19 protein-coding genes are annotated in these 23,214 nt (G+C 69.5%); 11 read left to right on the top strand and 8 right to left on the bottom strand.

All coding sequences use genetic code 11. The features are described 5' to 3' along the window. Positions 1-160 precede the first annotated feature (160 nt). Positions 161-445: a WhiB family transcriptional regulator gene (locus AB0C34_RS01035; RefSeq protein ID WP_357068389.1), complete on the bottom strand. Its 285-nt coding sequence runs from the start codon at positions 443-445 to the stop codon at positions 161-163. Positions 446-1,068: 623 nt separating this feature from the next. Continuing rightward, the gene (locus AB0C34_RS01030) at positions 1,069-3,222 is read right to left on the bottom strand and encodes an ATP-dependent DNA helicase UvrD2 (protein ID WP_357068388.1); all 2,154 of its coding nucleotides are present in this window, start codon (positions 3,220-3,222) and stop codon (positions 1,069-1,071) included. A gap of 142 nt (positions 3,223-3,364) precedes the next feature. On the opposite strand from AB0C34_RS01030, the gene AB0C34_RS01025 reads away from it, so the two are divergent. Then, entirely contained in the window at positions 3,365-3,595 is a 231-nt protein-coding gene (locus AB0C34_RS01025) for a mycoredoxin (protein ID WP_357068386.1), read from the top strand. A 38-nt stretch (positions 3,596-3,633) separates the two neighbouring features. Here the strand turns inward: AB0C34_RS01025 and nudC are convergent, their stop codons facing one another. From nudC to AB0C34_RS01000, 5 genes are all read right to left on the bottom strand, one after another. Further along, the gene (gene nudC, locus AB0C34_RS01020; RefSeq protein ID WP_357066047.1) at positions 3,634-4,539 is read right to left on the bottom strand and encodes an NAD(+) diphosphatase; all 906 of its coding nucleotides are present in this window, start codon (positions 4,537-4,539) and stop codon (positions 3,634-3,636) included. A gap of 46 nt (positions 4,540-4,585) precedes the next feature. Beyond that, positions 4,586-5,641 (bottom strand): NAD-binding protein, encoded by a 1,056-nt coding sequence (locus AB0C34_RS01015; protein WP_357066044.1) that lies wholly within the window; start codon positions 5,639-5,641, stop codon positions 4,586-4,588. A gap of 359 nt (positions 5,642-6,000) precedes the next feature. Beyond that, positions 6,001-6,504, bottom strand: a complete 504-nt coding sequence (locus tag AB0C34_RS01010; RefSeq protein WP_357066041.1) for a hypothetical protein — start codon at positions 6,502-6,504, stop codon at positions 6,001-6,003. 82 nt (positions 6,505-6,586) lie between these two features. Continuing rightward, positions 6,587-10,480, bottom strand: a complete 3,894-nt coding sequence (locus AB0C34_RS01005; RefSeq protein WP_357066038.1) for an ATP-dependent DNA helicase — start codon at positions 10,478-10,480, stop codon at positions 6,587-6,589. Positions 10,481-10,541: 61 nt separating this feature from the next. Then, complete coding sequence (locus AB0C34_RS01000) at positions 10,542-13,892, bottom strand: ATP-dependent DNA helicase (RefSeq protein ID WP_357068384.1); 3,351 nt, start codon at positions 13,890-13,892, stop codon at positions 10,542-10,544. 183 nt (positions 13,893-14,075) lie between these two features. Between AB0C34_RS01000 and AB0C34_RS00995 the strand changes: the two genes are divergently transcribed. The 10 genes from AB0C34_RS00995 (at position 14,076) to mtnC (ending at position 22,656) form a co-directional block, all read left to right on the top strand. Continuing rightward, a complete protein-coding gene (locus AB0C34_RS00995; protein WP_357066035.1) occupies positions 14,076-14,852 on the top strand; it encodes an alpha/beta fold hydrolase in 777 nt (258 codons plus the stop codon). Between the two features lie 3 nt (positions 14,853-14,855). Beyond that, the gene (locus AB0C34_RS00990) at positions 14,856-15,167 is read left to right on the top strand and encodes an MGMT family protein (protein WP_357066032.1); all 312 of its coding nucleotides are present in this window, start codon (positions 14,856-14,858) and stop codon (positions 15,165-15,167) included. A 55-nt stretch (positions 15,168-15,222) separates the two neighbouring features. Then, positions 15,223-15,963, top strand: a complete 741-nt coding sequence (locus AB0C34_RS00985) for a VOC family protein (protein WP_357066030.1) — start codon at positions 15,223-15,225, stop codon at positions 15,961-15,963. Between the two features lie 75 nt (positions 15,964-16,038). Beyond that, positions 16,039-17,781, top strand: a complete 1,743-nt coding sequence (locus AB0C34_RS00980; protein WP_357066029.1) for an NTP transferase domain-containing protein — start codon at positions 16,039-16,041, stop codon at positions 17,779-17,781. Between the two features lie 342 nt (positions 17,782-18,123). After that, positions 18,124-18,429: a hypothetical protein gene (locus AB0C34_RS00975; RefSeq protein ID WP_357066026.1), complete on the top strand. Its 306-nt coding sequence runs from the start codon at positions 18,124-18,126 to the stop codon at positions 18,427-18,429. A gap of 419 nt (positions 18,430-18,848) precedes the next feature. Then, a complete protein-coding gene (locus AB0C34_RS00970; RefSeq protein WP_357066023.1) occupies positions 18,849-19,028 on the top strand; it encodes a hypothetical protein in 180 nt (59 codons plus the stop codon). Positions 19,029-19,322: 294 nt separating this feature from the next. Next, positions 19,323-19,676: a DUF1330 domain-containing protein gene (locus tag AB0C34_RS00965; protein ID WP_357066020.1), complete on the top strand. Its 354-nt coding sequence runs from the start codon at positions 19,323-19,325 to the stop codon at positions 19,674-19,676. A 78-nt stretch (positions 19,677-19,754) separates the two neighbouring features. After that, positions 19,755-21,401 (top strand): S-methyl-5-thioribose-1-phosphate isomerase, encoded by a 1,647-nt coding sequence (mtnA, locus tag AB0C34_RS00960; RefSeq protein WP_357066017.1) that lies wholly within the window; start codon positions 19,755-19,757, stop codon positions 21,399-21,401. After that, positions 21,398-21,973 carry a cupin gene (locus tag AB0C34_RS00955; protein WP_357066014.1) on the top strand — a complete coding sequence of 192 codons (576 nt, stop codon included), beginning with the start codon at positions 21,398-21,400 and terminating at the stop codon, positions 21,971-21,973. The genes mtnA and AB0C34_RS00955 overlap by 4 nt, the downstream gene beginning before the upstream one ends. Continuing rightward, complete coding sequence (gene mtnC, locus AB0C34_RS00950; RefSeq protein ID WP_357066011.1) at positions 21,970-22,656, top strand: acireductone synthase; 687 nt, start codon at positions 21,970-21,972, stop codon at positions 22,654-22,656. Before AB0C34_RS00955 ends, mtnC begins: the two co-directional genes overlap by 4 nt. A 70-nt stretch (positions 22,657-22,726) precedes the next feature. On the opposite strand, the gene AB0C34_RS00945 is transcribed toward mtnC, so the two are convergent. Further along, the gene (locus tag AB0C34_RS00945) at positions 22,727-23,182 is read right to left on the bottom strand and encodes a VOC family protein (protein WP_357066009.1); all 456 of its coding nucleotides are present in this window, start codon (positions 23,180-23,182) and stop codon (positions 22,727-22,729) included. Positions 23,183-23,214 lie beyond the last annotated feature (32 nt).

Genomic DNA, 23,214 nt, shown 5'->3' with positions numbered 1-23,214 from the left:
GCTGGCCTGCTTTCTCGTTCGTTTGCCCGGTCCGCGTCGGGAAAGACCGAATCGAGCACATCGACCGGAGGGAGGGAAGTCACTTCCCCGCTCATGCGTCGACGACGGCATGAGCGGGGTGCCACGTGGTGATGCGAGGTATCGACTCCGCGCCGGATACTCACGCCGGAATCGCGACCTTGCGCGGACGGCCACGCGGGCGCTTGCGGGCGATCACGACACCCTGGTCGAAGATCTCACCGCCCCAAACACCCCACGGCTCACCACGATCCATGGCCGCGCTGAGGCAGCCCTTGCGGATGGGGCAGGTCGCGCACAGCGCCTTGGCCTGCTCCAACTGGACCGGGCTCTCGGCGAACCAGAGGTCCGGGTCTCCGGCACGGCAAGGCAGAACCTTGGTGACCGGTCGGGCCGGAATAGTCGACGCCACGGTTCGGCATGTCACGTCAGTAGTGGCCTGCGGCCAACTCTGTGCGGTGAACACGTCGTTCTCCTTCAGCTTGTTTGCAGCGGTTCGTGTGGTTGTGGCGCGAAACCGGTGCCGGTGGCTGAAGGGCCAAAAACATTGGCCACGGTTTCGCTTCGTGCGATCCGTGGCCAGGAGGTCGGGAAGGAGGTCCCTACCTAGGTCGACATCTGTGTCGAGTCCTGATCACGGTCGCTGGGTATGCGGTGCGGAGGCGTGCCGCCGGCAGATCCGCCGGAGCGCCGGCTTCCGCTGCGACGACGCCGACTGCTGCCTGGGCAACTGCCGGGTGCCAACCCACGCTGGGCTTGTCCTGGATGACGGTGCGGATGGACGCATGCACGGCGGCGTAATTCGTCTGCGGGCCAGAAGCGCCGAATGCACCGCTGCAGGACAGACCGATCCCCTGCAAAGTGAGGATCCCCCGGGAGGCTGCCATGGGAGCAGTGACCGCAACGCCATTGGCGCCTGGGTTCATCATGTTGTCCATTGCTCTGCCTCCCTCCTGTACTCGTGGTGTGTCGGTGACGATGCGCGCCGAGATGCCCTCCCGGTGCGTGCTCTCACAATATGCAAGATCGGCGATGCCGACAACCTATTTTCTACCTGCGGTTTTGTGATGTCGATCGGAGCCGGGACGCGACTATCGCGAGAACGTCGGCGCCGTATCGGTCGAGCTTCTTCGCACCGATACCGGGAATCGCGGCCAGCGCAGCATCATCGGCGGGCAGTTGTTCGGCGATCGCAGTGAGCGTGGTGTCGGTGAACACCACGAACTCGCGCACCTGCTGCGCCGCTGACTTCTCCGCACGCCACTCCTGTAGTGCGACAAGCAGTTCGGCGTCCAGCTCGGCCGGGCAGCGACGGCAGCGGCCGAGCATGGTCGCATAGGTGCCGATCAGCGGCTTGGCACAGACCCGGCAGGTCGGGCGGACACCGTTCGACGCGGGGGCGGTAGCCGGCGCGGCGACACGCGACGCGGGCGAGTCGTCGGGCACCAGACCGTTGAGGAACCGCGAGCGCCGCCGGGATCGTCTGCCGCCTTCGTTTCTGGCCAGCGCCCAGGACAGTCGCAGATGCTCCCGCGCCCTGGTGACGCCGACATAGAGCAGCCGCCGCTCCTCCTCCAGGGCGGCCGCGTCGGCGACCGAGCCGTCATCGGCGAGGACGTGCGCGATCGGCATGGTGCCGTCGGACAGACCGACGAGAAACACCGCGTCCCACTCCAGGCCCTTCGCGGCATGCAACGAGGCCAGCGTGACGCCCTGCACCGTGGGTGGATGCCTGGCCTCGGCGCGGATCGCGAGTTCGCGCAGCAGCCCGGGCAGATCGAGTTGGTCGTCGTGGCCGACCAGTTCCTCGGTCAGCCGAACCAGGGCGACCAGCGAGGACCAACGTTCCCGCGCCTGAGCGCCCGCCGGCTCCGTGGTGGTGAGACCGACCGGGGCGAGCACCGCGCGCACCAGCGAAACCAGGGCGGTACCGCGGCGAGCCTGCTCGGGCAGATCATCACGGGCCGCGGCCTGCCGCAGCGCCCGCACCCCCTGCCTGACTTCGGCACGCACGAAGAAACCTTCGCCACCGCGCAACTGGTATGGGATGCCCCGCTCGGTGAGCACCTGCTCGTAGCCTTCGGACTGGGCGTTGATGCGGTAGAGGACGGCGATCTCAGCGGCCGGTGTACCCGCCTCGAGCAGCCGCTCGATCGCCCCGACCACCGCGGCAGCCTCGGCGGGACCATCGTCGTACTCGGCGAACGCCGGCTCTGGACCATCGGCACGCTGTCCGATCAACTGCAGCCTGCTGCCCGCGATCCGGCCGCGCGCCACCCCGATCACCCGGTTGGCCAGCGACACCACCTGCGGAGTCGAGCGATAGTCCCGTTCCAGGCGGACCACCGTGGCCTCGGGGAAGCGGCGGGAGAAGTCGAGCAGGTAACTCGGAGTGGCACCGGTGAACGAATAGATCGTCTGGTTGGCGTCGCCCACCACGGTGAGATCGTCACGGTCACCCAGCCAGGCGTCGAGTACGCGCTGCTGCAGCGGTGTGACGTCCTGGTACTCGTCGACCACGAAACTGCGGTAACGGCCGCGGAATTCGTCCGCCACCGCAGGATAGTCCTCCAGCGCTGCCGCGGTGTGCAGTAGCAGATCGTCGAAATCCAGCAGCAGTCCGTCCGGTGTCGCCTTGAGTTTCTCGTAGCCCGAGTAGACCTCGGCCACCCGCATCGCGTCGTAGGGCGGCTCGCGCCGATGCACGGCGACCGCCGCCGCGTAGTCTTCCGGCGCGATCAGCGTGGCCTTCGCCCACTCGATTTCACTCAACACATCGCGCACGCTCTCGGTGGCCGTGGACAGGCCCGCCCGCCTCGCCGCTTGCGCGACGATCGGAAACTTGCCATCGATCAGCCGCCACGGCACGTCACCGACGATCTGCGGCCAGAAGTAGGTGAGTTGCCGCAACGCGGCCGCGTGAAACGTGCGCGCCTGCACCTGGGTCGCCGTGCCACCGAGACCCAGTGCACGCAGGCGACTGCGCAGCTCCCCCGCCGCGCGCGCGGTGAACGTCACCGCGAGCACCTGGTCGGCCCGGACGTGCCCCTCGGACACCAGATAGCCGATGCGGTGGGTGATAGTCCTGGTCTTGCCGGTGCCCGCGCCCGCGAGCACACACACCGGACCACGCGGCGCACGCACGGCCACAGCCTGCTCCGGATCGAGGGCGGCGAGGTCGAGTGCGGGCACGCGGTCCATCATGTCAGGGTCCACCGACACGCACCGTGCCGCCGTGGCGCCCGCTCGGGGCGGCGTATTTCGCGTTCGACACAGTTCGAGGTGGAACAGTCGGCAGCCGTCCGGCGTTGCACCGTCCGTGACTGACGTGACTCCTGACCTGACGATGTACTCGACCACCTGGTGCGGCTACTGCCGCAGGCTCAAGAAACAGCTGGACGAGGCCGGTATCAGCTACGCCGAGATCGACATCGAGCAAGATCCGGCATCCGCCGAGTTCGTCGGCAGTGTCAACGGCGGCAACCACGTCGTGCCGACAGTGAAGTTCGCCGATGGGTCGACCGCGACGAACCCGTCACTCGTGGTCGTCAAGCAGACTCTCGCCGCACTGTCCTGATCAGCCGTCGCGCGGGCCCAACAGCCCGCGCGCGGAACTCAGTCGATCGCCGCCCAGGATTCGACGATCGTGCGCGCGATGGAGATCGAGCCGGGCAACAACAGACGCTGTCCCTCGCCCCGCGCCGACCAGTCGCCCACGGCGAGCGCCTCCCGTACCTCGGCGCGCGTGAACCACTGTGCCTCGGCGATCTCCCCGTCGGAGAAGGTCAGCGGCTGATCGGGATCGCCGACCGCCGCGAAGCCGACCATCAGCGAGCGCGGAAACGGCCAGGGCTGGCTACCCAAGTAGCTGATCTCACGCACATCCAAACCCACCTCCTCACGCATCTCCCGCTCAACGCAGCGCTCCAACGACTCCCCGGCCTCGACGAAACCGGCCAGTAGCGAGAACAACGTGTTCGGCCAGCTGTGCTGCCGTGCGAGCAGCGCCCGCTCGCCGCCGTCGTGGATCAGACAGATCACCGCGGGGTCGATGCGGGGAAATTCCTCGTAACCACTCTCGGCGACCCGCGACCAACCGGCTTTGGACGAGACGGTCAACGTGCCATCCGCGCCGTGGAAACCGGCTTTGTCGTGCCAGTTCAGCAGCGCGATCGCGGTCGAGAGCAACCCGGCGGTGCGGTCGTCGACACCGCCACCCGCCAGCGCCCGAAGATCGGTCAGCTGTCCCTCGAGTTCCGCATCACGCACCGCCCACAGGTGGATCCCGTCCTCGACACCGAGAAAGACCGCGGACGGGCTCGGCTCGGCGGACAAATCGACGGCCGCGTCCATGACCAGCGCGCCGTCCTCGAAACGCACCTGCCCGCGCGGGTTGACCCGCAACAGTCGCGCCTCGCGCCAACCTTTCTCGAGCGCCTGCGCATCGCCGCGGATCTCCTCGGCCCGGTCGACTACGAAACGGGACAGCAGAGGAACGCCATTGAGCTGAAATGCGGGCACGCTTCGAGACTATCGCGCCCGAGTTACCGTCCCGCTCGCGCCGGTGTCACTTGCCCGAACGGCGGATGTACAACAGTTTGTCGCCCGCCTCGATCGCGTCGACCTCCGGCTCCCCGACCCGAATCAACTCACCACCGCGCACAACACCGAGCACCAGATCGCTGAGATGCCGTGGCGAACCGCCGATCTCAGCGAAATCGACCTCACGTTCGGCGACGGCGAAACCCTCCTGCGGGGTGAGCAGATCCTCCATCATCTCCACCACCGTCGGCGTAGTTGTCGCGATGCCGAGCAACCGTCCGGCAGTCTCGGAGGACACCACCACCGAATCGGCGCCCGACTGGCGCACCAAGTGGGTGTTCTCCGCCTCCCGGATCGCGACCACGATCTTGGCGGATTTGTTCAACTCGCGGGCGGTCAGAGTAACCAGCACCGCTGTGTCGTCGCGATTGGTGGCGACCACCACCGAGGAGGCATTCTGCACACCGGACAGCCGCAACACGTCGGACTTGGTGGCCGAGCCGTGCACCGTGACCAGTCCAGCGTTCGCGGCGGCCTCCAGCGCGACGACATCGGTGTCGACCACCACGATGTCGGCAGGCTGCACGCCGTCACCGAGCATGGCGTCGATCGCGGTCCGGCCCTTCGTGCCATATCCGACGACCACGGTGTGATTGCGCACGCTGTGCCTCCATCGCTGAATCTTGAAAGCCTGCCGGGAGCGTTCCGTCAGCACGCCGAGCGTGGTTCCGACGAGGACGATGAGGAACAGGATCCGCAGCGGGGTAATGATGATGATGTTCGTCAGACGCGCCTCGGCGGTCACCGGAGCGATATCGCCGTATCCGGTGGTCGACAGCGACACCGTCGCGTAGTAGAGCGCGTCCAGGAAGGACAGTTCGTCACCCGAATTGTCGTGATACCCGTGGCGACCGAGATACACCACCAGCGCGGCCAGAAACAGCAGGCCGGTCGCGAACAACACCCTCCGGGTCAACGAAATCCATGGACTCGTCTGAATCTCCGGGATCCGCAGCACACCGACCAGCGCGAAGTCCGGGCGGCCCGCCACCCCGATCCCGCGCGTCCGATCACCGAACACCGAACACACCCACCATCTCGCCGCTCGCGTCGGTCAACCCCGACCTTCCTCGTCCCTCCGGCACAGCACGGGAGCCTACTGTGTTTGTCTTTGCAGCGCCTGCGGCGCTGCGGGTTCGCGGCCCCTGTGTGACTCGCGTCCGAGCGACCGCCGCTTGCGACTTCGTCGCGGGCGCGTCGACCGCTCGGACGCGAACCGGGCCGCGAACGGGGAATGCTCGGTCTCGCTTCACTCGGAAACGGGAGCGGAGTGGGAGCGGAGTGGGAGCGGAGTGGGAGCGGAGTGGGAGCGGAGTGGGAGGAGGGAGAAAGGGAGGGGTGCTGGTGGGATGCGTTCGACGTCGACGGCGTGGTGACCGGTCACATCATCGTCGCCGGGCTCGAGGTGCCGTGCTGGCCTGCGGGGTGTCGGGGGTTGGTCCATTCCATCGACTCGATGATGTCGCTTGTCATCTGGGCGGGACCTGACCACGGCGTACGGTGCCTCAGCTCACGCCAGTCTGCTTCGGTCGGGATGTGCACGCCGGCGGCGACGAGTTGACGTATCGGCTCGGTCTTCGTCTCCCACACCTGCTCGATGTACGGGTCGAAGTGCTCAACGATGGCGTACTTCGATTCGGGAAACCCGCCGAGGCAGCGCCATGCTCCTTCGCGATCAGGTTCGAAGGCCGGATCGCTTGGTAGACCGCGGCATAGAAGTAGCTGCTGGCGAAACCCATGCCATCGCCAGAGCCGTAGCGCACCGGACGCGCGCCAGGTAGCCCTATATCGTGGGCGGCGCGGCGCCGGGGGATCGGTGGTATCGGCGGGACCCTCGCCGCGCTGCTGTTCATGTTCGGTGTTCTCGGCGGACGCCCAGTTCACCGTTGACGTGCTGTGCCGAAGATGGTGCCACCGCTGGTCAGGATCGGATCGGCGCGCGAGTTCGCCGCCGCGGACCCACTGATCATTCGGTCGCCGCTTGCGGTGGGTCGACGGGTGCGGCTGCTGTGATCAGCTCGGCCAGTTCGGCCGGACCGGCCAGCGTCGCGGGCGCGATGGTGCGCCCGGTACGCACGTAGTGGAACGCGGCGCCGATCCGGTCCAGCATCTGCTGCTCGGGCCGGCCCTCGCGGGCGGCCATCAGCCGAGCCCAGGCCAGGCGATAGACGGCCAGTTGCATGGCGACGGCAGGTTCCTCGGCGGGGGTCGGCTCGGCGCCGGTCTTCCAGTCGACGATGAGCCAGCCGCCGCCCGGTTCGGCGAACACCGCGTCCATTCGCCCGCGGATCACGGTGCCCGCGATCGAGGTCTCGAACGGGACCTCGACCTCGATCGGGCTGCGGTTGGCCCACGGCGAGTTCAGGAACGCATCCTGCATGGCGGTCAACTCGGCGTCCAGGCCCGCGTCGGCCGTACCGCCGTCGGCCGCGCCGGGCAATTCGTCCAGGCCGAGGAGGCGGGTGGCGCCGAACCAGCGCTGCACCCAGGCGTGGAACGCGGTGCCGCGGCGGGCCAACGGATTCGGCGGATACGGCAGCGGTCGGCGCAGACGGGCGGCGAGTCTCGCCGGGTCGGCACGCAGCTCGACCATGGCCGTCGCCGCGATCTGGCCGGGGAGTTCCACCGCTTCGGCAGCGACCGCGACGGCCTGGTGTTCGGCGAGCAGGGCGTCGACATCGGCAGCCCAGCCTTCGGGATCGTCCGGATTCTCCGGCGGGTGGGCGAAATGCGCGTCGAACGCCCGATCGTCGGCCGCTGGATACTCCGCCGCCAGGTCAGGGGGCAGGTCCGCGCCATAGTCCGGTTCGATATCCGCGAACGGGTCGGCGTATTCCGCGGTGGCGAGGGAGATGTCGGGGACTTCCGCGAACTCGTCCATCTGGTCCGGGGGATACTCGTCGTCCGGCGGATAGTAGTCGGAGAAGGCGCTGCTGGGCTCAGCTGCGTCCGGGTATTCCTCGATGTCGGCAGCGGTGGACGCGGTGGGGTCGCCGACGTCGAGGACGGGCTGCTGCGCACGGCGATCCGGACCGACGCCGCGCACTCCTGGTTCCCGCGCCGCGGACACCGTGGCGGCGGGGTGGGTTCGGAGTTCGGCGAGCGCGGCGCGGACCAGCGCGGCGCCCTGCTCGATAGGGTCGCGACGGGGACCGAGCGGGTCGCGTGGCCAGTGCGCGGCAGCAGGGTTGTCGGTGAACGGGTTGACCGCGTCCGGTGCGGGTGGGTCGTCCCACCGGGCGACCTCCAGGACGCCGTACGCGGGACTGTCGGGGTCTTCCCCCGCGCGCTTCAGCTCCAGGAGAAAGTCCGACGGCCCTTTGGGCGACGTTCCGGTTTCGGCCCAGTGATGGGCCGAAACGAGAAGGACGCGTTCGGTTCTGGTGAGCGCTACATAGAAAAGGCGGCGCTCCTCGTCGATCCGGCGGCGCTCCAGCGCCTCCTTGTGCGCTGTGATCGCGCGGTCGAGGTCCGCGCGGTCGTACAGGTCGGCGAGGTCGAGCACCGGGACGCCTTCGGCGGCGTCGTCTTGTCTGCGGTCGCCACGCAGCGTCGTCGGCAGCTCGGCGAGTGCGCCGAGCCACGTGCCGGAACCGACCTTGGACGGAAACACACCACCGACCACGTGCGGGACCGCGACGACTTCCCATTCCAGGCCCTTGGCGGCGTGTACGGTCAGCACCTGCACCCGATCCCGGGCGACCTCCACTTCGCCCGGCTCCAGCCCGTTCTCGACTTCTTCCGCCGCGGCGAGGAACGCGAGCAGCCCGCCCAGCGAAACCCCGGTGTCCGCGGCATATCCGGCGACCACCTCGGCGAACGCGTCCAAGTGTTCGCGTCCCGCGCCCGTACCCGCCATGGCGCGACGCGCCTGGGTCTCCACCCCCACACCGATGGTGCGTTCGACATCGGCCACCAACTCCGCCAACGGCTGCCCACTGCGCTCGCGCAACGCGGCCAACTCCCGACCCAGCGCCTGGATCCTGGCGAATCCGGCCACCGAATACTGCCCGGCCGGACCGGGATCCGCGATCGCGTCGGCCAGCCCGGCCTGCTCCGCGGGTTCCGGCGCCACCTCGCGCAACGCGGCGTCCAGCGACGCACGATCGGCGATCTCGGCCGCGTTCCCGGAGACCGGATGACGGATCGACAGGTCTCTGGCCCGGCGGGCCAAGGCGGCGAGGTCGGCGACGCCGATACGCCAGCGTGCGCCGGTCAGCACTCGCACAGCCGCGCTGCCTGCCCCGGGCTCGGCGATCAACCGCAGCGTAGCGACGATGTCGGCCACCTCCGGTGTAGCCAACAGACCACCGAGCCCCACAATCTCCACCGGAAGTCCCTGCTCGCGAAGCGCTTCCGCGAGCGGCGCGGCATCGGCGTTGCGCCGCACCAACACCGCCGACGTCGGTGGCTCCCGGCCCGCCGCCCGCCGAGCCGACCATTCCGCCGCGATCCGCTCGGCTACCCACTCGCGTTCGGCGGCAATGGTGTCGGTCAGCGCCGACGCCACGACACCCGGTCCCGCGTCAGGCTTGGCGCGCAGCGCGTCGACGGTCACACCGCCGGCCTCGATCGCGGTGCGCCGCAATGGTTCCGCTACCAGATTCGCCAGTGCCAGCGCCTCCGGCGGATTGCGCCAGCTGGTCAACAGCGGCAGCGTGGGGGCGGGAATCCCCGGCGCGCTGGGGAAGTCGGTGGCGAACCGGGGCAGGTTCGCCGCGGAGGCGCCGCGCCAGCCATAGATCGACTGCATCGGGTCGCCGACCGCTGTCACGGCGAGTGGTCTGCTGCGCGGCTCGTCCGGAGGTTCCAGCTGGTCCTCGGTATCAGCGCGGGACAGCAGCGTGTCCTCATGTTTCGGCACGGACCACGCCGACGGTTCGGAAGGGCGGACCGCGTCGGCGCCTCGGGGCGTTTCGGGCTCGACCTCCGAATTCGCGGCCTCGGGCACGCCCCCGAACAGTGCGGCGAGCAGCACACGCTGGGCATGGCCGGTGTCCTGGTATTCGTCGAGCAGAACCAACCGGAAACGGGCACGCTCGGCGGCGGCGACCTCGGGATGCTCGGCGGCCAGCCGCGCCGCAAGCGACATCTGTGCACCGAAATCCAGTGCGCCGCGGCGGCGCAGCGCATCCGTGAGTTGGCGCAGCAGCGGCAGCAGGGTGACCCGTTCGCGTTGTACCCGCAGAATGTTCAATAGTGTCTGACTCGGCCCGCCCCGCTGGCGCGGACCAGCGGGCAGCGTGTGCACCAGCTTCTCCAGCTCGGTGTGCGCCTCGGCCAACTGCTCTGCCTCGACCAGATGCTCGGCCAACTGCCCGGACAGCGCCAGCACCGCCTCGGTTACCGACACCGGCGTGCGATCGGTGTCCAAGTCGCCGTCCCAGCCACGAACTACCTGGTGCGCCAACTGCCAGAGCTGGGTCGCGGTGAGCAGCGTCGCCGAGGGTTCCACGGGCAGCAGCAGTCCGTGTTCGCCGAGCAACCTGCCCGCGTACGAGTGATAGGTGCTGATCTCCGGCTCCGCGCCAGCGAGCTCGGCACGCAGCCGGCCGGTCACGTCGAGTTCACGCAGCAGCGGGGCGCCCGCGAGCCGGGCCAGCCTGGTGCGGATACGGGCGGTCAACTGCTGTGCGGCCTTACGCGTGAAAGTCAGCCCGAGCACCTCGTCGGGCCGCACGAGCCGATTCGCGACCATCCACACCACGCGCGCGGCCATCGTCTCGGTTTTGCCCGCGCCAGCGCCAGCGACCACCAGCGTCGGACCCGGCGCCGCCGCGATCACGGCAGCCTGCTCGGCGGTCGGCGGCGGCAGGCCGAGCGCCTCCGCCAGTTGGTGCGGTGTCACCAGGCCGGTCACGACCGCGCCTCCCCAGCGATCCGCGCCTTCGCGGGGGACGGCGCACCCGCGGTCGGCTCGTTCACTCGTCGGTCACCTGCCTTCCACGGTCCTGTACGGGGCAGCTGCCCGCGACTGCGCAGTGGCGGCACCCGTCGTTGCGCACGGCGAGGTAGTTCGGGCCCTGGGTGGCCGCGGCGGCCTCGTGAATCGTCGTGCGCCACTTGTCGATCGCCTCGGAGTCCAGCGCGGGCTGCATACGCTGCGCCGCACCCTCTTTGCTACTCGGTTTGGCGACGTACACCAGGCGTGCGCCGCCGGGCTCACCGATCGGCTCGGCTCGGTCCACGGCGACCTCGGATCCGTCCGCGACATCGAGCGCACCCATCGCGGCCGCCACCTGGTAGGTCGCCAACTGGGCGTGATCGACGGCGGCCTGCTTGGTCACGGGCGTCTTCCCGGTCTTCACGTCGACGATCACGAAGCGCCCCAGTGCATCCCGCTCCAGACGGTCGACCCGCCCCTTGATCCGCACCTCCCGTTCGCCGTCGGTGCGCGCGGGCAAGACACAGTCGACCGGCACCTCCACTCCGGCCTGGGTGAGTTCGCCTCGAGTAGTGCGGACCCAGGACAGGAAGGTCTCCAGCATCGCCTCGGTGCGGCGCAACTCCTGCCGGGAATGCCAGCCGGACCCGGGATCCACCGCGCGCCATGTCCGGTCCAGCGCCGCGCGCACCTCGGCGTCGGACACCTGCCCCGCCAGGGCCTGCACCAGTGTGTGCACCAGGTTGCCCTGCACGGCGTGCCGGTTGTCGCCATCGGTGCCGCCGTGGCGTTCCAGCGCCCAGCGCAGCGGGCAGGTGCGCAGCAACTCGACAGTGGAGGGGGAAAGCCCCACCGCGCCGTCGTCGTCGGTCCACAGCGGACGCGCCGAACTGAGTTCGGCGGTGCCGTACCAGTCGTCGGGATGGGTGCCGGGCACACCCGCGTCCGCGAGCCGCGCCAGCTGGTGCGCGGCGCGGCGCCTGCGCTGCGTGTCGGACTCGGGATCACAGACCACACCGCGCAATTCGGCCACCAGCGAGTGCATCACCAGGGCACGGCCGGGATCGACCACCGCAACCGCGCCGGTCGCGCCGGCAGCGTCGTCTTCGTCATGCCCGAGCAATTCGGCCAGAAACCGGGACGGCACCAGGTCGCGCTCCCCCGACACCGACTCCACGGCGGTCACCAGCAGCGACCGCCGCGCCCTGCTGCACGCGACGAGCAGCAACCTGCGCTCTTCGGCGAGGATCGGCGCCACGCGGCTCACCCGCTCGCCGGCATCGGCCACGCCCGCGGTGAGATCGACCAGATCCTCCGTGCGCAGTATGGTGCCGCGCGAACGAGGGTTGGGCCAAATTCCCTCCTGCACAGCGGCGACCGCGACCACATCCCATTCGCGGCCCGCGGCGGCGTGTGCGCTCAGCAACGCGACCGCGTCCCCCGCCGGGGTGCGTGCCGCGGCATCGCTCGGGATCTCCTGCCTGCTCTGGTAGTCGACGAAGCCCTCGATGCTCGCGCGCGGCAGCCGGTCGACATAGGCGGCGGCCGCGTCGAACAGCCCCACCGCGGCGTCCAGATCGCGGTCGGCCTGCATCGCGACCGCCCCGCCGCGCCCGGATTGAGCCACCCAGCGCCGTTCCAACCGGGAACCGGTCCACAGTGCCCACAGCACATCCTCCAGGCCGGCGCCGCGCCGATGTGCCTTGCGCGCCCGCTCCAGCGCGTCGAGCACCCGGCGCAGCGGCGCCGCCTCGACCTCGGTCAGGCGGTCCAGAATCGCCTGCTCACCGATCCCGATCAGCAGGTCGCGCAGCACCTGCGCGGAAGGGCGATCGATCTCCCCGCCGCGATCCGGCGGTTGTCCGGCGGTATCCGACTCGGCGTCGTCCGACATCGGTGCGGCTTTCGACCCGATGCGTTGCACGTCGAGTGCCGCACGCCGGATGCCACGCCGCAACCGGCGCAACGCAATCTGGTCGGCGCCGCCGAGTGGGCCGGCCAGCAGATCGAGGGCGTCCTCCGGTTCGAACACCGCCGGCGCGCCGCGCCCGCGCGCGTCGTCGGCCGCCAGCACCGCGCGCAGCGACAGCAACATCCAGGCGGCGCCGCGCCTGCGGGCCAGCGGCGTATCGAGTGCGGGCTGCTGCACCGGCACCCCCGCCGCGAGCAGCGCGCGCCGCAGTGGCGCCAAGGACAACGGCACCGAACGCACGATCACCGCCATCCGCGACCACGGCACCCCGGCGGTCAGGTGCGCGCGGCGCAAATGGTCGGCGATGAGCGCACCCTCCTTCGCGGGAGTGGCGAGTACCCGAACCCGGACCTCGGTGCCGTCGTCCCCCGGTTCGACCGCGCGGTGCGGTATGACGAAACGATGCGGCGCACTACCGGGCAAGCGCGCCGCGATCCGCGCGACCGCGAGTCGCAACTGGCCGGTGAATCGATGACTGTCGCGCAAGACGATGCGCTGCCCGTCCGGTGCGTCGAGGTCGGCGAGAAAGCCCGCGTCGGCGCCGCGGAAGGCGAAGACGCTTTGATCGGGATCCCCCGCTATCACCGTGGTTCGCGCGCTGCGTCCGATCGCCTTGACCAGGATCGCCGCCTGCGGGTCGAGGTGCTGCGCATCGTCGACCAGCAGGTACCTGATCCTGGCGCGCTCGGCGGCCAGCAGATTCGGATCGGCGGCAAGCGCGTCCAGTGCAGCGCCGACCAGTTCGGCGGCATCCAGCGCGGGCGCCGTCGCCTCCGGCGCCGTCACACCGACCGACCAGCGCAGCAGCATCGTCTGTTCGTAACGCAGCGCGAACCTGCCCGCCGCCACCCATTCCGGCCTGGCGCGCTCGCGCCCGAGCCGCACCAGATCTTCCGGGCCGATACCGCGTTCGGTGGCCCGGAGCATCAGGTCGCGCAACTCCTCGGCGAACCCACCGAGCGCGAGCGCGGGCCGCAGCCGTTCCGGCCACAGCCCCTGCGCGCCGTCCGCGATGTCGGCCAAGTCGCCGCGCAGCATCTCGCGCAGCACCGCGTCCTGCTCGGCACCGGTGAGCAAACGTGGCGGCGGGTTGCCGTGCGCTGTCGCCTGCCGGCGCAGGACGGAGAACGCGTACGAGTGCAGCGTGCGGACCAGCGGCTCACGAGTGGCGCCGGGCACCCCGCCGGCGGCGCCGGGTTCCGGCCCGGCCAGCCGTTGGGTGATCGCGTCGCGCAGGGCGCGCACCGCCTGCTTCGAGTGGGCAAGTACCAGCACCGATTCGGGGTCGACCCCGGCCGCGATGCGCGCGGCGGCGACATCGACGAGCAAGGCCGTCTTACCCGTGCCTGGTCCGCCGAGCACCTGCCAGGCCTGCCATCCCGGGCGCGACGGCCCCGCCTCGGTCGCGGCATCCACCAGCGCCCGGACCTCGGCGCCCCAGACCCGCGGCCGGGGCGCCACCACATTCCGGCGAACAAGTCGCACCGCGCCATCCGATCGCACCACGCGGGCTATTGCAACAGACACGACCGACACGCCGGTACCCCGCTCGGCGCGACTCGCTCTGCGACCGATTCCGGCGCAGGCCAGAATGGACCGGTGTCTGCCTTGAATGTGCACCGATTCGGTCCGACGACAGCGCCGGTGGTGCTCGCGCTACACGGCATCACCGGTCACGGCGGACGCTGGGCGGACCTGGCCACCCGACAACTGCCCGACCTGCGCGTGCTGGCGCCCGACCTGCGCGGACACGGCGGCTCGACGGCGCTGCCGCCGTGGAACTTCGAGACCATCGTCGCCGACCTGGTCGAATTGCTCACCGCGGAGGCCGACGGGCCGGTGGTTGTCTTGGCGCACTCGTTCGGCGGCGCGTGTGCGCTGCATCTGGCCCACCATCATCCGGAACTGGTGCGCGCGCTCGTCCTGCTCGACCCGGCCATCGCGCTGGCACCGGAATGGCTCAACGAGATCGCGCTGTCCACCCTGGTATCTGCCGATTACGACAGCGTCGAGCAGGCTCGCCAGGACAAACTGGACACCGGTTGGGGCGACGTGGCGCCGCGGCTACTGGAGGCCGAGCTCACCGAGCACCTGATGTCCCGCACGGACGGGCGCTTCGGGTGGCGGGTGAGTCTGCCCGCGATCAACTCCTACTGGGGGCAGTTGGCGCGTCAGTGGGTGCTGCCACCCGCCGACCTGCCGACGGTGCTGGTGCAGGCGATGAAGGTCGATCCGCCGTTCGTCACACCGGAGTTCCGCGCGGCGCTCGTCGCGCACCTGGGCCCGAATTCGACCGTGCTCGAATGGAACAGCGATCACATGGTCGCTCAGGCGCATCCGGTCGAGACCGGCGAACTCGTGCGCTCGGTGCTGTAACCGGTGGCCACCACCGATGCCCAGGTCGAGCAGGTACGTGCCCTGGTCGCCTCGATCCCCGCGGGCCGCGTGGCCACCTACGGCGACATCGCCATGGCCGCGGGACTGTCCACGCCGCGCACGGTCGGTTGGATCATGCGCACCGACGCTGCCGACCTCCCTTGGCATCGGGTGATCGGCGCGGGTGGCAAGCCCGCCGCGCACTTGGCCCACCGCCAGCTACGCCTACTCGTCGAGGAGGGCGTTCCGGTCCGGGATGGACGAGTGGATCTGCCCGCCGCGCGCTTTCGTTTCCCCGATACGCCCGCGCGCTGATTCACACCCGGTCGAAAGCCGTCCCGATCGAGCCGCGCCCAGTACCGTGGATTTCATGTCCACCCGCCTGGCATGTGTCGTGTTCGACGCGGACCGGCCACGGTCCGTCGCGGGCTTCTGGGCTGAGCTACTCGGCTGGACGGTAACTCTCGATCGGCCCGACCAAGTGGACGTCGCGGCACCCGACCCCGACAGCCCGGAACTCGCCCTCACCTTCCTGCCGTCGACGCGCGCCAAGCGCGGCAAGAACCGCCTACACCTCGATCTGGCCAGCCGCTCACTCGACCATCAACGCACCCAGGTGGACCAGGCGTTGGCACTCGGCGCGCATCCCGTCGACATCGGCCAGGGCGTGGTCCCCTGGGTGGTGCTCGCCGATCCGGAGGGCAACGAGTTCTGTGTGTTGGAGCCGAGGGCGGAGTACGTGGACGCCGGCGCCGTGGCGGCCATCGTCGTCGACACGCGCGACCATGTACGCCTCGCCGATTTCTGGTCGGCCGCGTCGGGGTGGCCGGTGACCCGCCACGCCGCGCGGCTGACCGGGTTGCGTTCGGCGACCGGACTCGGCTCCTGGCTGGAGTTCGTACACAGCGCGCAGCCGAGTCCCGGCCGGTGCCGGCTGTCCCTGGATCTCGCCGCGTTTCCGGCCGTTGACCAGGCCGCCGAGCTGGACCGGCTCCGCGCCGCCGGTGCGACCCCGATCGACTCCGACCGTGTGAACTGCCTGGCGCTCACCGACCCGGAGACCAACGAGTTCCGCCTGCGCTGGCTGGCGCATGACTGGTCGACCACGTGATCGGCGCCATCCGCTGCCCGCCCTCCTGGTAGCGACGACTTAGCATGTCGCCATGGTGTACCTAGGTCGTGGCGTGTGACTGCCGCCGACGCGATCGTGCTCGCGGGCGGACGGGCCAGCCGGATGGGCGGCGTGGACAAGCCCGCGATTGTCATCGGTGGCCGCTCCATGCTCGAGGCGGCGCTGGCCGCGGTGGCCTGCTGCGCGCACACCGTGGTCGTCGGACCGCATCGTCCCGAGCTGCCCCCGGAGATCCGACAGGTCACCGAGGTGCCTCCGGGGTCGGGGCCGGTGTCCGCGCTCGGCGCGGGCCTGCGCGCGCTCGGCGCGGCCGCGCCGTTGGTGCTGGTGCTCGCCGCAGATCTGCCGTTCGTGTCGGGGCGGACGATGAGTGAACTCATCCGACACTGCACCGAATCCGGCGCGGACGCGGTGTTCGCGGCCGACGAGTCCGGACGCCCCCAGTACTTGATCGGGGTGTGGCGACGCTCCGCGCTGGTGGCCGCGCTGGACGGGCTGGACTCGCTGATCAATCAGCCGATGAAAGCACTCGTTCCGGCAGATTCGGCGATCATCGCGCTGCCAGGCGTCACCGACTGCGACACCGAGGAGCAGGTGCGGCGGGCCAGGGCGGCGGTCGGCACGCCGCGCCGACACCTGCCGGTCGACCTCGACGAGGCACGAAACATTGTGCGTGGCGCGCTGTCGCGACTCACCGCCTATCCGGCCGACCTGCGCTCGGTCAGCGGCGCGACGCTCGCGGGACCGCTGACGGCCGCGGCGCCACTGCCCCGCTTCGACGTGTCGGCGATGGATGGCTACGCGGTGGCGGGCAACGGCCCGTGGCGGCTGCGGCGCGATATCGGCTTCGCGGGTGGACAGCGTCCGGTCGGACTGGTGTCCGGCGAGGCCGTGCGGGTCGCGACCGGCGCACATGTGCCGGATGGCACCACCGGCGTGCTCCGCGACGAGTTCGCCCATACCGCCGACGACACCCTCCACCGGCTGCCGGACACCCCGCTTCGCGACGACATCCGCCATCACGGCGAAGACCGTGAAATCGGCGATCTCGTCGCGCCCGAAGGCACTCCGGTCACCGCGGCGCTGGTCTCCGCGGCGGCCAGCGTCGAGGTCACCACCGCTCTGGTGCGCGGCCCGGTGCGCGCGCGCATCGTCATGACCGGCGACGAGATCCGTGGCGAGGGGCCACTACAGGCGGGCCAGACCCGCGACTCGCTCGGACCGATCCTGCCGGACCTGTTGTCCTGGTATGGCATTCGCAGCACCGACCACGTGCATCTGCGCGATACCCCGCACGGCTTCGACGAACTCTTGGCCGACGCGCCGGATCGCGATCTGCTGGTGGTCGTCGGCGCGACCGGCGGCGGCGCCGCCGATCAATTGCGGGCGGCGTTGGCCCGCGCCGACGCCCGGATTCTGGTGCGGCGCCTGCGGCTGCGCCCGGGCGGCTCCACCGTAATCGCCGAACTCGCCTCCGGCACCACCGTCCTCGGCCTCCCCGGCAACCCGTTCGCGGCCGTCGCGGCCCTGATGACCATGGCGCCCGCCATCGTGACGGGTAGGACCGGCGCGGTTCCCGCCCGTCCGCTGCGCGGTCCGCTGCGCAATGCGGCCGCTGTCGCAGGCCCGATTCCCCGCATCGTTCCGGTCCGCGTCGCCGACGAGGGTGGCTGGGTCGGCGACCCCGCCACCCGGACCGCCCACCTCGGTGGCCTGATCGACCGCGACGGCCTGGTCGTTGTCGGGGAGCATGCCGTCGACGACGCGATCGTCGAATTCCTCCCACTGCGCCGCTGAGGTCGCTGCTGGGCCATCGCGGGATGCCGGTCGACGGTCGGGTAGTAGATCTCGCGCCGCAACCGTTGCAAGTCCGGCGTTTTGGACGTGGAAGTTGTGTACCGGGTGCTTTCACGCCCGCGCAGCGGCCCGTGTGCCGAGTTCTCATACGTCGACGTGTACTTTTTCACCTGGCCCGACATGCCGGAAGCACGCGCGAGAGTCCAGGCAGGCAGCGGAGCACCGCGTCGAGCTGGGCACGCGCACGCTCCTGACCGGACGACGCATCGGTCATCTACAACACCGTGATCAACACAAGGTGACCACGCCACGCGAAAAGTATTGGTCCGCACCGTTGGACCGGTGCAAGCGTTCGAATCCAATCCTCCGGAACCCACCCAGCCCAGCGAGCCGACGAACTTCTGGCTCCTCCAACACATCCTGTGCGGTGCACCGAAGCCCGCGGGCAGTTCTCCCACCGAGGTCGAGCGCGGCAGCACCCAGAACACGACCACCAACGCCACGCACCTGGCGCTCGTCTCCGTGCGTAAACCGGAATATGTGCTCGTCAGCACAGCGGGCAGGCTTGTGCGATTCCCCGAACGAGGGATGGATTCGCCCGGCTTACGTGTTGATCCAGCGGGCGCAGAGTCGGTGGCCGCGCAGTGACGCGATGCGCTGACGAAAGTGGCCGTGGCGCTTGCCGATCGGATCGCTCCGCGGTGCGCGCCGGTGCGACAGAGACACTTCCGCGCCGCACCGCCCCGACCACACCCGGTTTTCGAATCCCGAATATGCCGTTCAAATATCTGCGGTCGAGCACTTCGCGCACAACACCCGCCGGATGTCGCCTGACCGCACTGAAACCGAGAATCGTCGAGCCCGTCGACGTTTTCGACACACAATGAACCTATACGCCGCCCACACGTCCCGATTCCTTATCTAATCTCACCATCAATAGGCTGTCTACCAGCATGGATGGCCGCTACAGCCCATATTTTTCCGGTCCTCTTCCACAACTGATATCCGGTCGCTATCGTGTGTTTTGTTAGGCGAATATCAATCACCCGGAAAGGACCGAGTGGAAGATGGCTGAAAAGTCTAAGAAAGCGCCTAAGAAAATGCCGAAGCAGATGCCGAGGCAACAGCAGCAACAGCGTCAGGAGCAGGGCATGCCCGACGCGAACGAAGGCCGCCGGCAGGGCAGCCAGCGCCAGTCGGACGCACCCGAACGGCGCGGCGAGCAGGACCGCCGCCTCGGCCACTAACTGATCTGCGCCACCTCCGCCGCCGGTTCCCGTCCTCCCCGGGGGCCGGCGGCGGTCGTGCGGACCCGCCGATGCCGATTGTCGAACGATCTTCTGGCCGACACGGATTCGTCGGCCGAACCGACCGTCGGGTGCACGCCGCTCGCCGCGAGCCTCCTCGACGCGAAACACACAGGTGACAGCGCCGATTCGGTGATGTGGCGCCTACCTGAGAGGTAATTGCGACCCACGGCCGCACGGGCCTAGGTTCGGTTCGATGCCCTTCGGTGTCATCGGACCGAGGAACGGAATCCCATGCCCGCTTATGGTTTCGCCCACCTGCGCAGTCGCACACCGCATACCGACATCCTCGAGTATCTACAGCGAATCCAGGCAACGCTCGATCCGTTCGGCGGCCGATTCGTCATCCACGGACCGCCGACCGAAGTCCTGGAGGGCGCCTGGCCGGGCAGCATGGTGCTGATCGAATTCCCTGACCTGGCCGAGGCCCGAGAGTGGTACCACTCGGCCGCCTATCAGGCGATCCTGCCGCTGCGCGCCGACCACATCGAGGGCGACCTACTGCTGATCGAGGGCGTCGGCCCGCACTACGACCCGCGCGAACGCGCCGCGAAACTGCGCGCCGAGGCATCCGGGACCACCACCTGACGGGACTTTCGCCCATCGAGCGCCGTCCGATACCGTTGACCAGGCACAACAAGGCTCGACGCGATGAAGGATGGCCGGATGGAGGACAGTTCTCTGACCTGGGAGGATGGTGCGCTGGTCACTATCGACCAGCGCGGACTGCCGCACGAAGTGCGCGAACTGCGCCTGAGCACGGTCGACCAGGTGATCGACGCGATCAAGACACTGGCCATCCGCGGCGCGCCCGCCATCGGCATCGCGGGTGCGTTCGGCGTCGTCATCGCCGCTGCGGCGCACACCACCGAGGGGGTGCTCGACGAACCGGCGGTACTGGCCGACGCCGATCGGATCACGAAGGCCCGCCCGACCGCGGTCAACCTGGCTTGGGCAGTCGAGCGCGTCCGGGCAAAAGTGGCGCAGGGTACCGATGCGGTGCTCGCCGAAACGCTCGCCATGCTCGCCGAGGACGGCAGGGTGAACCGGGCCGCCGCGGCCAATGCCGCGGACCTCGTGCAAGAACTCTGCCCCCGCCGGCCGCTGCGCGTGCTGACCCATTGCAACACTGGAAGGCTCGCGACCAGCGCGTTCGGCACCGCCATCGGCGCGCTGCGGGTGCTGTCCGAGCGCGGCGCGATCGAACACGTCCTGGTCGACGAGACCCGACCGCTGCTGCAAGGCGCCCGGCTGACCACCTGGGAACTGGCCGAGGCAGGCATCCCGCATCGGCTGACCATCGACTCCGCCGCCGCGTGGGCGATGGCGACCGGTCAGGTCGACTGCGTCCTGGTCGGCGCCGACCGCGTGACGGCGAACGGCGACGTCGCCAACAAGATCGGTACCTACGCCCTGGCACTCGCGGCCCGCCACCACGGCATCCCGTTTCTCGTGGTCGCCCCGGAGTCGACCCGCGATCTGACGATGGCCACCGGCCGCGAGATCGTCGTCGAGGAGCGCGCGGCGACCGAAATAACCGGATTCGCCGGCGTCGCAACGGCTCCCGTGGACACCGAGGTCTTCAATCCCGCCTTCGACGTGACACCGGGAGACCTGGTGACGGCGGTGATCACCGAGCGCGGCGTGGTCCATCGCTCGGATCCCGCGCCCGGCACGGCGATCGCCGACCTCGCACGCGAGCTCTACCAGCGCGGCTGGATGCCAGGCACGGCGGGCAACATCTCGGTGCGCACCGGCGAGACCGCCGTTGTCACCGGAAGCGGTTTGTCCAAAGGCGAACTCACCGAGCACGATATGGTCACCGTCCGCGTCGAGGACTCGGCGGCGGTGTCCGACCGCGGCCGTCGTCCCTCGGCGGAGACCACGATTCACACCGCTGTCTACCGGACCGGCCCGGCGCGGGCCGTGGTGCACATCCATCCGCCGTACGCCACGGCACTGGCCACCCGTTCGGCCGTTCCCGGCACGGTCGGCACCGTGCGCATCACCGACTACGAGCTCATCAAGGGGCTCGGTGGCGCCGATCCGGCCGCCATCGACATCCCGGTGTTCCCGAATTGGCCCGACGTACCGCGGATCGGCGCGGACATCGAGCGCTATCTCCTCGACCACCCCGACGCTGCCCCGATCCTGTTCATCGCGGGCCACGGGATCACCGCGTGGGGGGATAATCTCTCGCAGGCGCGCGATCGCGCCGAATGTCTGGAAGCGCTGTGTGAGCTGGTGTCGCACACCGGCAGCCCGGCGGCGTTCGGCACTCGTGCGGATGTTCTCGAGATTGGACTGACATGACCCTGCTCCAGGTGATGGCCGCCGGCAATGCGGCCGACGTGCGTGTGCGTACGACCGACGACGAGCTGATCGGCACCGAATTGGCCAGGCACGGCATCACCTTCGGCCGCTGGCCGGTGGTGGAGGACGCCGCGTCTCGCTCCTCCGATGATCTGCTCGCGCATTACGCCGCCGAGGTCGCCGAGCTGAACGAGTCCGGGCGCTACCAGCACATCGACGTCGCCCGCATCCATCCCGACGACGCCGACCCGCAATGGCCGCAGGTCGCCAAGGGCGCGCGCGAGAAGTTCCTCGACGAGCACCGGCACGCCGAGGACGAGGTGCGTTTCTTCGCCGCCGGCCGCGGCTGCTTCTACCTGCACCTCGACGGCGAGGTCCTCGCTGTGGTGTGCGAGGGCGGCGACCTGCTCTCGGTGCCCGCCGGAACGCTGCATTGGTTCGACATGGGCGCCCGCCCGGACTTCATCGCTATCCGCTTCTTCGAGGAGGCGGACGGCTGGGTCGGCGATTTCACCGGCGACCGAATCAGCGCGGGCTTCCCGACCCTCGACGAGCTGCTGACCGCGCCGTGATCGGCGCCGTCGTCATCGACATCGAGGGCACCACCAGTCCGACCAGTTCGGTCCGCGAGGACCTGTACGGCTACACCCGAGAACGGCTTGCGGCCTGGCTGGCCGAGCACGGCTCCGCGGCGGCGGCGCCGATCCTCGCCGCGACCAGGCGACTGGCGGGGCGGCCGAACGCCGATACGGCCGAGATCGCCGAGATCTTGCGCACCTGGCTCGATTCGGATGTGAAGGCCGAACCGCTCAAGACCGCGCAGGGCCTGATCTGCGCGGAGGGCTTCCGCGGCGGCGCGCTGCACGGCGAATTCTTCGCAGATGTGCCGCCCGCGCTCGCCGCATGGCATGCCGCGGGCGCTGCGCTGTATGTCTATTCCTCGGGAACGGTTCGCAATCAACAGGATTGGTTCGCCTTCGCGCGCGGCGGCAGCCTGTCCGCGCTGATCAGCGGATATTTCGACCTGACAACGGCAGGCGGCAAACGCGAACCGTCCTCGTACGCGAAGATCGCGAGCGCGATCGGCCTCCCGGCCGAACGCATCCTGTTCTTGTCGGACCACCCGGATGAGCTCGACGCAGCCGTCGCGGCCGGCTGGCGGGTCGTCGGTCTCGACCGCGCCGGCGAGCCCAATCCGCCACGGCCGCCCCATCGCTGGGTCGACACGTTCGCGGACGTGGATCCCGCTGAGTGACCGCGGCGGCGGTGCGCGAGAAGACCCACCCGGGAGCGGAATGCGCGGGCCGGGCGGGTCCCCATCCGGGTCAGGCGTTGTCGTAGGCGTCCCGGAGCGCCGCGATGTCGAGTTTGGACATGCCGCGCAGTGCGGTGCCGACAGCGATGGTCTTGGCGGAGTCCGCGCCGCTCATCAATTTCGGCAGCACGGAGGGCACCACCTGCCAGGACAGACCGTAACGGTCGGTCAGCCAACCGCAGGGACCTGGCTTCCCACCGTCCGCGGTGAGGGCATCCCACAGCCGGTCGACCTCGTCCTGGGTGTCCACGACGATCTGCAGCGAAGCCGCCTCGGTGAGCGGGTGGTCCGGGCCGCCGTTCATGAGCGTGATCGCCTGACCGTCCAGGTCGATCGAGACGATGAACGCGGACCCGTCGGAGTTGCGCGCGATATCGACGATCCGCGAGTTCGGCACCACCGAGGTGTAGCGGGCAGCGGCCTCCTCGGCGCCGCCGTCGAACCAGAAGAAAGTGTTGACGGACATGATGTGCTCCTCTGTCGGTGTGTGTCCTGTTG

This window comes from Nocardia sp. NPDC049220, assembly GCF_040647855.1.
In the GTDB taxonomy this organism is placed as follows: domain Bacteria; phylum Actinomycetota; class Actinomycetes; order Mycobacteriales; family Mycobacteriaceae; genus Nocardia.
The sequence above is the reverse complement of the archived record's forward strand: the minus strand, read 5'-3'. Positions and strand labels throughout refer to the sequence as shown.